The following is a 13,557-nucleotide window of genomic DNA, read 5'->3' as shown; positions in this document are numbered from 1 at the left end:
CGTGACCAGCTACCTGATCAAGAACGCCTCGCTGCTCGGCGGGGAGCCGACCGACCTGCTGCTCGCCGACGGCGTGGTCCGCGAGGTCGCCAGGTCGATCCACTTCGAGTCGTCGGGCCCGGTCGAGACCATCGACGCGACCGGACTCGTGGCGCTGCCCGGCCTCGTCGACCTGCACACCCACCTGCGCGAGCCCGGTCGCGAGGACGCCGAGACGGTGGAGTCCGGCACCCGCGCCGCGGCCATGGGCGGCTTCACCGCCGTGCACGCGATGGCCAACACCGAGCCGGTCGCCGACACCGCCGGCGTCGTGGAGCAGGTCTGGCGGCTGGGCCGGGAGGCCGGCTACTGCGACGTCTACCCGGTCGGGGCCGTCACCGTCGGGCTGCGCGGTGAGCAGCTGGCGGAGCTCGGCGCGATGGCCGACTCGGCCGCCGGCGTCCGGGTGTTCTCCGACGACGGCAGGTGCGTCAGTGACGCGGTGCTGATGCGCCGCGCCCTGGAGTACGTCAAGGCCTTCGACGGCGTGGTCGCCCAGCACGCCCAGGAGCCGCGGCTCACCGAGGGCGCGCAGATGAACGAGGGCGAGCTCTCCGGCCGGCTCGGGCTCGCCGGCTGGCCGGCCGTCGCCGAGGAGGCGATCATCGCCCGCGACGTGCTGCTCGCCGAGCACGTGGGCTCGCGACTGCACGTCTGCCACGTTTCCACGGCCGGGTCCGTGGACATCGTGCGCTGGGCCAAGGCCAAGGGGGTCGACGTCACCGCCGAGGTGTGCCCGCACCACCTGCTGCTCACCGACGAGCTCGCCGCGACCTACGACCCGATCTACAAGGTCAACCCGCCGCTGCGCTCGGCCGCCGACGTCGAGGCGCTGCGCGCCGGGCTGGCCGACGGGACGATCGACATCGTCGCGACCGACCACGCCCCGCACCCGCTGGAGGACAAGGACTGCGAGTGGGCGGCGGCCGCCTTCGGCATGCTCGGTCTGGAGACCGCGCTGTCGATCGTGCAGGAGACCATGGTCGACCCCGGCCTGCTCGACTGGGCCGGTGTGGCCGAGCGGATGTCCTACGCGCCCGCGCGGATCGGCCGGGTCACCGACCACGGTCGCCCGCTCGAGGTGGGTGCGCCCGCCCACGTCGTGCTCTACGACCCGGCCGTGCGCCGCACCGTCGAGCCCGCCGAGTCGGCCTCGCTGTCGCGGAACACGCCGTACGCCGGGATGGAGCTGCCGGGCCGGGTCGTGGCGACGTTCCTGCGGGGCCGCGCCACGGTGCTGGACGGCAAGCTGGCCTGAGCGCCCGCCGCACGGCCCCCCGAGCGGTCCCCGCGGGACGCCCCACCCGACGGCACGCGGGTGCAGAATGGGGAGGGGCAGGCGAGGGAGGACCCATGTCACGGGTGGTGCACTTCGAGATCCAGGCCGAGGACGTCGAGCGGGCGAAGTCGTTCTACGGCGCGGTGTTCGGCTGGACGTTCCAGAACTGGAGCGAGGTCGCCGGCTCGGCGTACTGGGGGATCCTCACCGGCCCCGACGACCAGCTGGGCATCAACGGCGGGCTGCTCCAGCGCCCCGCCCCCGCCCCGGCCCCCGAGCAGGGCACCAACGCGTTCGTCTGCACGATCGGCGTGGGGGACTACGACGAGACCGAGCGGCGCATCCTGGAGGCCGGCGGACGCGTCGCGCTGCCCAAGAGGGCGCTCACCGGGATGGCCTGGCAGGGCTACTACCTCGACCTCGAGGGCAACACCTTCGGGATCCACCAGCCCGACCCCGACGCGAGGTAGCCGCCCGGGTTGGACCGGCGGTCCTGAGGAGCGGGACAGCGTGCCGGCCCGGCCGCGCGCGCTGGTAGGGTCGGCCTCGCTCGACATCCTTTAACGATCCGTCCCGTGAGGCGGAGAAGGAGGTACGGCGTGCCCCTGCATGCCCCAGCACACCCCGACCGGCCCGACCGGTCGGCTCCCCGCCCCGCGATCCTGGTCCTCGAGGACGGTCGCACCTTCCACGGCGAGGCCTACGGCGCCGAGGGCGAGACCTTCGGCGAGGCCGTCTTCAACACCGGCATGACCGGCTACCAGGAGACGCTGACCGACCCGTCCTACCACCGCCAGGTCGTGGTCATGACCGCCCCGCACGTCGGCAACACCGGCATCAACGACGAGGACGCCGAGTCCGGCCGGATCTGGGTCGCCGGCTACGTCGTCCGCGACCCCGCACGCGTCCCGTCGAGCTGGCGCTCGCGCCGCACCCTCGACGACGAGCTGCGCGCGCAGGGCGTCGTCGGCATCTCCGGCATCGACACCCGGGCGCTGACCCGCCACCTGCGCGAGCGCGGCGCCATGCGCGTGGGCATCTCCTCGACCGGCGCCGACGCGACGGCGGTGCTGGCCCGGGTCCGCGAGTCCGCCGAGATGACCGGCTCCGAGCTGGACGGCGAGGTCTCGACGGGGGAGGCGTACGTCGTCCCCGCGCTCCCCGGTCCGTGGGGGAGCGAGAAGCGCTTCACCGTCGCCGCCCTCGACCTCGGGATCAAGGCGATGACCCCCCACCGGATGGCCGAGCGCGGCATCGAGGTGCACGTGCTGCCCGCCACCGCGGCGCTCGACGAGATCGAGGCGGTCGCACCGGACGGGTTGTTCTTCTCCAACGGCCCGGGGGACCCGGCCGCGACCACCCACCAGGTCGAGCTGCTCCGGGGCGCGCTCGCCGCCGGGCTTCCCTACTTCGGCATCTGCTTCGGCAACCAGCTCTTCGGCCGGGCCCTCGGGTTCGACACCTACAAGCTCACGTACGGCCACCGGGGCATCAACCAGCCGGTGATGGACCGCACGACGACCAAGGTCGAGGTCACCGCCCACAACCACGGCTTCGCCGTCCGGTGGCCCGAGGGAGTGCCGCTCGCCGAATCCGTCCCGACACCGTACGGCCGGGCGAGTGTGAGCCACGTCTGCCTCAACGACGACGTGGTCGAGGGGCTCGAGCTCCGCGACGACCGGGGCCGGCTGAAGGCATTCTCGGTGCAGTACCACCCCGAGGCCGCGGCCGGGCCGCACGACGCGGGCTACCTGTTCGACCGGTTCTGTCAGCTCATGTCCGAGCAGAAGGAGGCCTGAGATGCCGAAGCGTGAGGACATCCGGTCGGTGCTGGTGATCGGCTCCGGGCCGATCATCATCGGCCAGGCCTGCGAGTTCGACTACTCCGGCACCCAGGCCTGCAGGGTGCTCAAGGCGGAGGGCCTGCGGGTCATCCTGGTCAACTCCAACCCGGCCACGATCATGACCGACCCGGAGTTCGCGGACGCGACGTACGTCGAGCCGATCACCCCGGAGTTCGTCGAGAAGGTCATCGCCAAGGAGCGCCCCGACGCGCTGCTGCCCACGCTGGGCGGCCAGACCGCGCTCAACGCGGCCACCGCGCTGCACGAGAACGGCGTGCTGGAGAAGTACGGCGTGGAGATGATCGGCGCCAGCTTCGAGGCCATCCACCGCGGCGAGAACCGCGAGCAGTTCAACGCGATCGTGGACAAGGTCGGCGGCGAGGTGGCCCGCAGCTTCGTGTGCCACTCGCTCGACGACTGCGAGAAGGCCGTCGCCGAGCTCGGCTACCCGGTCGTGGTCCGGCCCTCGTTCACGATGGGCGGCACCGGCTCCGGCATCGCCTACGACGAGGGCGACCTCGCGCGGATCGCCGGCGCCGGCCTCGCCGCCAGCCCGACCACCGAGGTGCTGATCGAGGAGTCGATCATCGGCTGGAAGGAGTACGAGCTGGAGGTGATGCGGGACAGGGCGGACAACGTCGTCATCGTCTGCTCCATCGAGAACCTCGACCCGATGGGCGTGCACACCGGCGACTCGATCACGGTCGCCCCGGCGATGACGCTGACCGACCGGGAGTACCAGCACCTGCGCGACCTGGCGATCCGGATCATCCGCGAGGTCGGGGTCGACACCGGCGGCTGCAACATCCAGTACGCCGTGAACCCCGCTGACGGCCGGGTGATCGTCATCGAGATGAACCCGCGCGTCTCGCGGTCCAGCGCGCTCGCCTCCAAGGCGACCGGCTTCCCGATCGCGAAGATCGCCGCGAAGGTCGCCATCGGCTACACCCTCGACGAGATCCCGAACGACATCACCGTCCGCCCCGACGGCCAGAGCACCCCCGCGGCCTTCGAGCCCACCCTGGACTACGTGGTGGTCAAGGTGCCACGGTTCGCCTTCGAGAAGTTCCCCGGCGCCGACCCGAGGCTCACCACGCACATGAAGTCGGTGGGCGAGGCGATGGCGATCGGCCGCAACTTCACCGAGGCCCTGCAGAAGGCGCTGCGCTCCCTCGAGAGCAAGGACGCCGTCTTCGACTGGAGCCACGAGTGGGTCGACCTGGACAAGGCCGCCCTGCTCGAGGAGGTCGCCACCCCGCACGACGGGCGGCTGAAGAAGGTCATGGACGCGATCCGGGCCGGAGCCACGCCGCAGGAGGTGTTCGAGGCCACCGCGATCGACCCGTGGTACGTCGACCAGCTGGCGCTGATCAACGAGGTCGCCGGCGAGATCGCGGCGGCCGCCGAGCTGACCCCCGCGGTGCTGCGCCGGGCCAAGCGGCACGGCTTCTCCGACGCCCAGATCGGGAAGATCCGCGGCATGAGCGCCGACGTCGTGCGCGGGGTCCGCCACGCGCTGGGCATCCGGCCGGTGTTCAAGACCGTGGACACCTGCGCCGCCGAGTTCGCCGCGGCCACGCCGTACTACTACTCGTCGTACGACGAGGAGAGCGAGGTGCGCCCGCGCGAGAAGGAGGCGGTGATCATCCTCGGCTCGGGCCCGAACCGGATCGGGCAGGGCATCGAGTTCGACTACTCGTGCGTGCACGCCAGCCTCGCGCTCGCGGACGCCGGCTACGAGACGATCATGGTGAACTGCAACCCCGAGACCGTCTCGACCGACTACGACACCTCCGACCGGCTCTACTTCGAGCCGCTGACGCTGGAGGACGTGCTCGAGATCGTGCACGTCGAGCGGCAGGCCGGCCCGCTCGCCGGGGTCATCTGTCAGCTCGGTGGCCAGACCCCGCTGGGCCTGGCCCAGGCGCTGAAGGACAACGGCGTGCCGATCCTCGGCACCTCCCCGGAGGCGATCCACCTCGCCGAGGAGCGCGGCGCGTTCGGCCGGGTGCTCGCCGAGGCCGGCCTGCCCGCCCCCAAGCACGGCATGGCCACCTCGTTCGCCGACGCGCGCTCGATCGCGGCGGAGATCGGCTACCCGGTGCTGGTGCGGCCGTCGTACGTCCTGGGCGGTCGCGGCATGGAGATCGTCTACGACGACGACGCGCTCGAGGGCTACATCCAGCGGGCGACCGAGATCAGCCCGGAGCACCCGGTGCTGGTCGACCGGTTCATCGACGACGCGGTGGAGATCGACGTGGACGCGATCTTCGACGGCGAGGAGCTCTTCCTCGGCGGCGTCATGGAGCACATCGAGGAGGCCGGCATCCACTCCGGTGACTCCTCCTGCGCGCTGCCGCCGATCACGCTCGGCGAGGCCGAGATCGACCGGATCCGGGAGGCGACCGCCGCGATCGCCCGCGGCGTCGGGGTCCGTGGGCTGCTCAACATCCAGTACGCCCTCGGCTCCGACGTGCTCTACGTGCTCGAGGCCAACCCCCGGGCCAGCCGGACCGTGCCGTTCGTCTCCAAGGCGACCGCCACGCCGCTGGCCAAGGCCGCCGCCCGGGTGATGCTCGGGGAGTCGGTGGCGTCCCTGCGCGCCGCCGGGGTGCTGCCCGCGAGCGGGGACGGCGGGTCGCTGCCCGGCGACCAGCCGATCGCGGTCAAGGAGGCCGTGATGCCGTTCAACCGGTTCCGGACCCCCGACGGCCAGCAGGTCGACACGGTGCTCGGCCCGGAGATGAAGTCGACCGGCGAGGTGATGGGCCTCGACGCCGACTTCGGCACCGCGTTCGCGAAGGCGCAGACCGCGGCGTTCGGCTCCCTGCCCTCGCAGGGCCGGGTGTTCGTCAGCATGGCCAACCGCGACAAGCGGCACATGATCTTCCCGATCAAGGTGCTCGCCGACCACGGGTTCGAGATCCTCGCGACCCAGGGCACCGCGGAGGTGCTGCGCCGCAACGGCGTGCGCGCCGGGGTGGTCCGCAAGCACCACGAGGGCACCGGCCCGAACGGCGAGAAGACCACCGTGCAGATGATCCTGGCCGGCGAGATCGACCTGGTGATCAACACCCCGCACGGCTCGGCCAGCGGCGGCGGCCGGGGTGCCTCGGCGCGCATCGACGGCTACGAGATCCGCACCGCCGCGATCATGGCCAACATCCCGTGCATCACCACCGTCCAGGGCCTGGGCGCGGCGGTGCAGGGCATCGAGGCCCGGGAGCGCGGCGACATCGGCGTGCGCAGCCTGCAGGACTGGGCGCTGCGCGGTGCGCGGTGAGGCCCCGGCCGGTGCCGGTGCCGGCGCGGCCGGGGTGGCGCCGACGGGCCCGGGACCGAAGCTGATGGGCCGCCCCTACCGGCTGCTCTTCGACCGGGTCCTGACCCGGACCGATCCCGAGCGGGCGCACCACGCGGCGTTCCGGGCCCTCCGGGCCGCCGGCCCGGTGATCTCCGCGAGTCGGCGCAGCTTGACGCGCCCGGGCCGCCCGGGCCAGGCGGCCGGGCCGGGCCACGCGGCCGGGCCGGTCCGGGCGATGGGCCTGGCCTTCCCCAACCGGCTCGGGCTGGCGGCGGGGTTCGACAAGAACGCCGTCGGCATCGACGCGCTGGCCGCGCTCGGCTTCGGTCACGTCGAGGTCGGCACCGTGACCGGCGAGGCCCAACCCGGCAACCCCCGGCCCCGGCTGTTCCGGCTGCCCGAGGACCGGGCGGTCGTGAACCGGATGGGGTTCAACAACGACGGGGCCGAGGTGGTCGCGCGGCGGCTGGCGCAGCGCGAGGCCCGGCTGGCCCGGACCCCGGGACGGGACCGCCCGGTGCTGGGGGTCAACATCGGCAAGACCAAGGTCGTGCCCGAGGACGACGAGGCCGCGGTGCTGGCCGACTACGCCAAGAGCGCGCGGCTGCTCACGCCGTACGCCGACTACCTCGTGGTCAACGTCAGCTCCCCGAACACCCCGGGGCTGCGCAACCTCCAGGCCGTGGAGCGGCTCGAGCCGCTGCTCCGGCACGTGCGCCGCACCGCCGACGAGACCACGGAGTCGAGCGGACGGCGGGTGCCCCTGCTGGTCAAGATCGCCCCCGACCTCTCCGACGAGGACGTGCTCGCGGTGGCGGACCTGGCCCGCGGGACCGGGCTGGACGGCATCATCGCCACCAACACGACGACCTCCCGGGCCGGCCTGCGCTCGGACCCGGCCGAGGTCGAACGCGTCGGCGCCGGTGGGCTCTCGGGGCGACCGCTGGCCGCCCGCGCGCTGGAGGTCATCGGGCTGCTGCGCGGCCGGGTGGGTCCCGACCTGACGCTGGTCGGTGTCGGCGGCCTCACCACGGTGGAGGACGCGCGGGCCCGGCTCGAGGCGGGTGCGACCCTGCTGCAGGGGTACTCCGCGTTCATCTACGAGGGGCCGCTCTGGCCGCGCCGGATCGTGGCGGGGACGACCGGGTGAGCCCCGGCCCGGGCCCCGGCGCGGACCCCGCCGTCCAGCACGCCGGCCCCGTCCACGTCACCGCCGAGCTGCTGGCGACCAAGCGGATCGGCGCCCACCACCACCTGACCCTGGTGGCGCCGGGGGTGCCCGAGCGGTTCCGGCCCGGGACGTTCATCGCGGTCTCGGTGGGCGAGTCGCACCTGGCCCGGCGCGCGCTGTGGATCCACCGGGTGCGCCCGGTCGGCGGCTACGGTGCCGCGGTCGAGGTCGTGGTCGAGCCGCGCGGCGTCGGCGGCAGCTGGCTGACCCGGCTCGCGCCGGGGGCCCGGCTCGAGGTCACCGGCCCGCTCGGCCGGCCGTTCGCGCTGCCCAAGGAGCCGGTGTCCTGCCTGCTGGTGGGGGAGGGGTACGCCGCGGCGCCGCTGTTCCCGCTGGCCGAGCGGCTCCGCGAGCGGGACTGCCCCGTCACCCTGCTGCTGGCCGCCGAGGACGAGGCCCACCTGCTCTCGGCGCTCGAGGCCCGCCGCTCGGCCCGCGCCGTCACCGTGGTCACCGGCGACGGCTCGGTCGGTCGCCGGGGCAGCGTCCCGGCCGTGATCGACGACGTGCTGGCCCAAGCGGGCGCCGACGTCGTCTACGCCGCCGGCCCGCTGCCGACCCTGCACGCGGTGGCCGCGGCCGCCGAGGCCCACGGCGCGTGGAGCCAGACGGCGCTGGAGGTGCCGCTCACCTGCGCCACCGGCCTGTGCCACGGCTGTGCCGTCCCCGTCGTCGGCGAGACCGGCGTCGCGCGCACGGCCCGCGTCTGCCACGAGGGACCCGTGCTCCGGGGCGACCGGGTCCGCTGGGCCGAGCTGCTGGCCGGACCGGCGACCGCGCCGGCGACCGGACCGGTGGTGACCCCGTGACTGTCGAGCTGGCCGGCCTCACGCTGCCTTCGCCGGTGCTGGTGGCCTCCGGCTGCGGGGGCACCGGCCGCGAGCTCGCGGCGTACGCCCCCCTCGCCGACCTGGGTGGCTTCGTCACCCGCTCGCTCACCCTCAACGCCCGGCTCGGCGGCCCGCAGCCGCGGATCGTGGAGACCCCCTCGGGGCTGGTGCACGCCGTCGGCCTGCCCAACCCGGGGCTCGAGCCGTTCCTCGCCACCGAGCTGCCCTGGCTGGTCCAGCACGGCGCGCGGGTGGTCGTCTCGATCGCCGGCAGCTCGCTGGGGGAGTACGCCGAGCTGGCGCGGCGGCTGGGAAGTGCTCCCGGCGTCTCCGCGATCGAGGTCAACCTGTCCTCGCCCGACGCGTCGGCCGCCGGCGTCTTCGACGTCCGCGAGCCGTTCCACGCCGCCTCGGTCGTCTCCGCGGTCCAGCGGGACCTGCCCCGCGGGGTGCCGGTCCTGGCCAAGCTGCGCAGCGACCCGGTCCGGGTCGTGGAGAGCGCCCGCACGGTCCTCGAGGCGGGCGCCGCCGCCGTCGTCGTGGGCAACGCGCTCCCGGCCGCGATGCCCGACGGGCGCGCTGCGGGCTTGAGCGGCCCGGCGATCCGCCCCCTGGCGCTGCGGTGCGTGGCCGACGTGTGCGCGGCGCTGCCCGGTGCCCAGGTGGTGGGGGTCGGTGGCATCCTCGGCGTCGATGACGCGCGCAGCTTCCTGGCCGCCGGCGCCACCGCCGTCCAGGTCGGCACCGCGCTGCTGCACGATCCGACCGCGGCGGCCCGCCTCGCCGCCGCCCTGCACCACGACTCCGAGGAGACCGCCTCATGACACCGCAGCCCACGGGACCGCGCCCGGACGCCGCGCCGCGCGAGCCGGAGGCGACGTCGCCGGGAGCCCGCACCCCCTTCGGCACCCGCCTGCACGCCGCGCTCGCCGCGCGCGGCCCGCTGTGCGCCGGCATCGACCCGCACGCCGGCCTGCTGCACGAGTGGGGCCTGGCCGACGACGTGGCCGGGCTCGAGCGGTTCGCGCTGACCGCGGTCGAGGCCCTCGCCCCGGTGGTCTCGGTGGTCAAGCCCCAGTCCGCGTTCTACGAGCGGTTCGGCAGCAGGGGGGTGGCCGTGCTCGAGCGGGTGGTGGCGGCGTCGCGGGCCGCGGGGGCGCTGGTGCTGCTGGACGTCAAGCGCGGCGACATCGGCTCGACCTCGCAGGCGTACGCCGACGCCTACCTCGACCCCGCCTCGCCGCTCGCCTGCGACGCGATCACCGCGAGCCCGTACCTCGGCTTCGGCTCCCTCGACCCGATGTTCGACACCGCCCGGCGCCACGACGCCGGGGTGATCGTGCTGGCGCTGACCTCCAACAAGGAGGGGCCGGAGGTGCAGCACGCCCGCCTCGAGGGCGGCGGCACCGTGGCCGGGCGGGTCCTGGACCATCTGCGCGAGCTGAACGCCGGCGCCGAGCCGCTGGGCTCCTTCGGCGCGGTGGTGGGCGCCACCATCGGGGAGACCTCCGAGCGGCTCGACGTCAACGGACCCCTCCTCGCGCCGGGCTACGGCGCCCAGGGCGGCACGGTCGAGGACCTGCGACGGATCTTCGGCGTCGCCTCGGGTGCGGTGCTCGCGAGCAGCTCCCGCGGCCTGCTGCGGGCCGGGCCGGACCCGCGCGCGCTGGCCGACGCCGCCCGCCGGGCCAACGACGAGCTCGCGGCGCTGCGCCCGTGACTGGGCCCGTGACTGGGCCCGTGACTGGGCCCGTGACCGCGCCCGGGACGCCGGCGACCAGGCGCCTGCGGCCGGTGGCCGCCGTCGTCGCGCTGGTGCTGCTGCCGCTGGCCGGCTGCGGCGACCAGCAGGACCAGTACTGCTCGGCGGTCAGCGACCACCAGCGCGAGCTCACCGACCTCACCACCGGGGGCGACAGCGACGCGCTGATCCGCGCCCTGCCCATCTTCGAGGACCTGCAGAGCAAGGCGCCCGGCGACATCACCGACGACTGGCAGCAGCTCGTGAGCCGCGTCAAGGCCCTCGACGCCGCCCTGCGCGCCGCCGGCGTAGACCCGGCCGACTACGACCGCGCCCACCCGCCGGCAGGACTGGACGCCGAGGAGAGGACGCGCATCGACGCCGCCGCCCGCGAGCTGGGCAGCGGAACGACCGTCGCGGCCCTGCAGGCGCTGGACCAGGAGGCCCGCGACGTCTGCCACACGCCACTGACCATGTGACCCGCCGACCACGGGACGGATCGACGGGGCGCCGGTGGGGGCCGATTGCAGCGCTTCGCGGCTTCTGACTACATTGAGCCAGCACCGACCGCCTCACCCGATCGATCCCGTGCCCCACGTCCGGGACTCGGGCCCGACCGCGACCGAAGGACCGACGCCCGTGGCCTTGCCTCCGCTCACCCCCGAACAGCGCCAGGCAGCGCTCGACAAGGCCGCCGCCTCCCGCAGGGAACGAGCCGAGGTGAAGAACCGCCTCAAGAACTCCGGTGCCTCGATCGCGGAGGTCCTCAAGGAGGGCCAGGAGAACGAGGTGATCGGCAAGATGCGGGTCGTCGACCTGCTGCAGTCGATGCCGGGGCTGGGCAAGGTCCGGGCCCGCCAGATGATGGAGCGGATCGGGATCGCCGAGAGCCGCCGAGTGCGGGGGCTGGGCACCAAGCAGGTGGCCGCGCTCGAGCGCGAGTTCGCAGCGCGTGACTGAGCCCGTCCCGGGCCCCGACCGGCGCGTCGACGCCGGAGCGCGACGCTCGCGGCTCGTCGTGCTCGCCGGACCCACCGCGGTCGGCAAGGGCACCGTCGCCGCGGAGGTCCGGGCCACCCACCCCGAGGTGTGGATCTCGGTGTCCGCGACCACCCGCCGGGCCCGGCCCGGCGAGGTGCACGGCGTGCACTACTGGTTCGTCTCCGACGAGGAGTTCGACCGGATGGTCGACGGCGGCGAGCTGCTGGAATGGGCGATCGTGCACAAGGCCGCGCGGTACGGCACTCCGCGGGGCCCCGTGGAGGCGGCCCTCGCCGCCGGGCGGCCGGCGATGCTGGAGATCGACCTCCAGGGCGCACGCCAGGTGCGCGAGACGATGCCCGAGGCGATGTTCGTCTTCCTCAAGCCCCCGTCGTGGGAGGAGCTGGTGCGTCGCCTGGTCGGGCGCGGCACCGAGACCGAGGAGGAGCGGGCCCGGCGGCTGGAGACCGCCCGCGACGAGCTGGCGGCGGAGCCGGAGTTCGACGTGACGATCGTCAACCACGAAGTTCACGCTGCCGCCGAGCAGTTGGTAGCCTTGATGATGGTCGGTGACGAGCGTCCCGCCGACGGCAGCAGCTGACGGCTGCGGCCGAGGGGCGCCGAGCCCCGACCGCACGGTCCGACCAGCCCCTACTCCACCAGCGAGGCTTCACGCGTGTCTGCCCCCAACATCGCCGCCGAGGGTGTCACCAACCCCCCGATCGACGACCTGCTCACCAAGACCGACAGCAAGTACAAGCTGGTCCTCTACAGCGCCAAGCGCGCCCGCCAGATCAACGCCTACTACTCCCAGCTCGGCGAGGGCCTGCTGGAGTACGTCGGCCCGCTGGTCGACACCCACGTCCAGGAGAAGCCGCTCTCGATCGCGCTGCGCGAGATCAACGAGGACCTGCTGACCTGTGAGGACGTCGACCCCGCCGAGCTCGCCGCCGAGAAGGCGGCGGCTCAGGCCGCCTCGGTCGACGTCTCCTACAGCGACAGCGAGTGATCCGCTGAGCACCAGCACCGTCGACGAGGCCGCTTCCCCTGAGGGGAGGCGGCCTCGTGTCGTCCTCGGCGTGGCCGGCGGGATCGCGGCGTACAAGGCCTGCGAGCTGCTGCGCCGGTTCACCGAGTCCGGCCACGACGTGACCGTGGTGCCGACCGCCGCGGCGCTGGAGTTCGTCGGCGCCCCCACCTGGGCGGCGCTGTCCGGCAAGCCGGTCGCGACCGACGTGTGGAGCGGGGTCCATCAGGTCCCGCACGTGCGGATCGGTCAGCAGGCCGACCTGGTCGTGGTGGCCCCGGCCACCGCCGACCTGCTGGCGAAGGCCGCCCACGGGCTGGCCGACGACCTGCTCACCAACACGCTGCTGACCGCGCGCTGCCCGGTCGTGTTCGCGCCCGCCATGCACACCGAGATGTGGGAGCACGCCGCGACCCGCGCGAACGTCGCGACCCTGCGCGAGCGCGGCTGCGTCGTCATCGAGCCCGCCGAGGGCCGCCTGACCGGCAAGGACACCGGCAAGGGCCGGCTGCCCGAGCCCGGCGAGATCTTCGAGCTCTGCGGCCAGGTGCTGGCCCGGGGGTCCGGAGCCCTCGACCTGGCGGGTCGCCACGTGCTGGTGTCGGCCGGCGGCACCCGCGAGCGGCTCGACCCGGTCCGCTTCCTCGGCAACCGGTCCTCCGGACTGCAGGGCTACGCGCTCGCGCGGGCCGCGGCCGCGCGCGGCGCCGAGGTGACGCTGGTCAGCGCCAACGTCGCGCTCCCCGACCCCGCCGGCGTGAAGGTCGTGCGCATCGAGACCACCGGCGAGCTGCTCGACGCGGTCACCGCCGAGACGGGCTCCGTCGACGCGGTGGTGATGGCCGCCGCGCCCGCCGACTTCCGGCCGGCCCGGGTCAGCGAGGCCAAGATCAAGAAGGCCGCCGACGGGTCCGCACCGGCCATCGAGCTGGTCCAGAACCCCGACGTACTCGCCAAGATCAGCCAGGACCGGGCCAGAGCCGACCAGGTCATCGTCGGCTTCGCGGCGGAGACCGGGGACGACACCGGGAGCGTGCTCGAGCTCGGCCGGGCCAAGCTCGCCCGCAAGGGTTGCGACCTGCTGGTGGTCAACGACGTGAGCGGAGGCGCGGTCTTCGGCAGCGCCGACAACGAGGCCGTCATCCTCGGGGCCGACGGTGCCGCGGTCGAGGTGGCCCGGGGCAGCAAGTCCGCGCTCGCCCACGTCATCTGGGACGAGGTCGTGCGCCGCCTGGCCCCGTGAGCGGCCATCCTCATTTTGATGAGTTCTCAGTACGGACC

The 13,557-nt window shown here is 74.0% G+C and carries 13 protein-coding genes; all 13 read left to right on the top strand.

Annotated features, from left to right (window positions below; translation table 11 throughout):
• Nucleotide 1 precedes the first annotated feature (1 nt).
• Nucleotides 2-1,297, top strand: coding sequence for a dihydroorotase (locus BJZ21_RS10745; RefSeq protein ID WP_179665649.1), 1,296 nt, complete (start codon nt 2-4; stop codon nt 1,295-1,297).
• A 95-nt stretch (nt 1,298-1,392) separates the two neighbouring features.
• Nucleotides 1,393-1,788, top strand: a complete 396-nt coding sequence (locus BJZ21_RS10740) for a VOC family protein (RefSeq protein WP_179663739.1) — start codon at nt 1,393-1,395, stop codon at nt 1,786-1,788.
• Between the two features lie 135 nt (nt 1,789-1,923).
• On the top strand, nt 1,924-3,117 hold the full coding sequence (gene carA / locus BJZ21_RS10735) for a glutamine-hydrolyzing carbamoyl-phosphate synthase small subunit (RefSeq protein ID WP_179665648.1): 1,194 nt from the start codon (nt 1,924-1,926) through the stop codon (nt 3,115-3,117).
• Between the two features lies 1 nt (nt 3,118).
• Nucleotides 3,119-6,445: a carbamoyl-phosphate synthase large subunit gene (gene carB / locus BJZ21_RS10730; RefSeq protein ID WP_179663738.1), complete on the top strand. Its 3,327-nt coding sequence runs from the start codon at nt 3,119-3,121 to the stop codon at nt 6,443-6,445.
• Entirely contained in the window at nt 6,435-7,616 is a 1,182-nt protein-coding gene (locus BJZ21_RS10725; protein WP_425490507.1) for a quinone-dependent dihydroorotate dehydrogenase, read from the top strand. The genes carB and BJZ21_RS10725 overlap by 11 nt, the downstream gene beginning before the upstream one ends.
• Nucleotides 7,613-8,506 carry an iron-sulfur cluster-binding protein gene (locus tag BJZ21_RS21745; RefSeq protein WP_179663737.1) on the top strand — a complete coding sequence of 298 codons (894 nt, stop codon included), beginning with the start codon at nt 7,613-7,615 and terminating at the stop codon, nt 8,504-8,506. The genes BJZ21_RS10725 and BJZ21_RS21745 overlap by 4 nt, the downstream gene beginning before the upstream one ends.
• Nucleotides 8,503-9,351 carry a tRNA-dihydrouridine synthase gene (locus BJZ21_RS10715; RefSeq protein WP_179663736.1) on the top strand — a complete coding sequence of 283 codons (849 nt, stop codon included), beginning with the start codon at nt 8,503-8,505 and terminating at the stop codon, nt 9,349-9,351. The genes BJZ21_RS21745 and BJZ21_RS10715 overlap by 4 nt, the downstream gene beginning before the upstream one ends.
• Nucleotides 9,348-10,247: an orotidine-5'-phosphate decarboxylase gene (gene pyrF, locus BJZ21_RS10710; protein ID WP_179663735.1), complete on the top strand. Its 900-nt coding sequence runs from the start codon at nt 9,348-9,350 to the stop codon at nt 10,245-10,247. The genes BJZ21_RS10715 and pyrF overlap by 4 nt, the downstream gene beginning before the upstream one ends.
• Nucleotides 10,248-10,279: 32 nt before the next feature.
• Complete coding sequence (locus tag BJZ21_RS10705; protein ID WP_179663734.1) at nt 10,280-10,747, top strand: hypothetical protein; 468 nt, start codon at nt 10,280-10,282, stop codon at nt 10,745-10,747.
• 160 nt (nt 10,748-10,907) lie between these two features.
• A complete protein-coding gene (gene mihF, locus BJZ21_RS10700; protein WP_179663733.1) occupies nt 10,908-11,228 on the top strand; it encodes an integration host factor, actinobacterial type in 321 nt (106 codons plus the stop codon).
• Nucleotides 11,221-11,850, top strand: a complete 630-nt coding sequence (gene gmk / locus BJZ21_RS10695; protein WP_179663732.1) for a guanylate kinase — start codon at nt 11,221-11,223, stop codon at nt 11,848-11,850. The genes mihF and gmk overlap by 8 nt, the downstream gene beginning before the upstream one ends.
• A gap of 75 nt (nt 11,851-11,925) precedes the next feature.
• Nucleotides 11,926-12,258: a DNA-directed RNA polymerase subunit omega gene (gene rpoZ, locus BJZ21_RS10690; protein ID WP_179663731.1), complete on the top strand. Its 333-nt coding sequence runs from the start codon at nt 11,926-11,928 to the stop codon at nt 12,256-12,258.
• 4 nt (nt 12,259-12,262) lie between these two features.
• Complete coding sequence (gene coaBC, locus BJZ21_RS10685) at nt 12,263-13,519, top strand: bifunctional phosphopantothenoylcysteine decarboxylase/phosphopantothenate--cysteine ligase CoaBC (RefSeq protein ID WP_218851898.1); 1,257 nt, start codon at nt 12,263-12,265, stop codon at nt 13,517-13,519.
• Nucleotides 13,520-13,557: the final 38 nt, after the last annotated feature.

It is taken from the genome of Nocardioides panaciterrulae (genome assembly GCF_013409645.1).
In the GTDB taxonomy this organism is placed as follows: domain Bacteria; phylum Actinomycetota; class Actinomycetes; order Propionibacteriales; family Nocardioidaceae; genus Nocardioides; species Nocardioides panaciterrulae.
The sequence above is the reverse complement of the archived record's forward strand: the minus strand, read 5'-3'. Positions and strand labels throughout refer to the sequence as shown.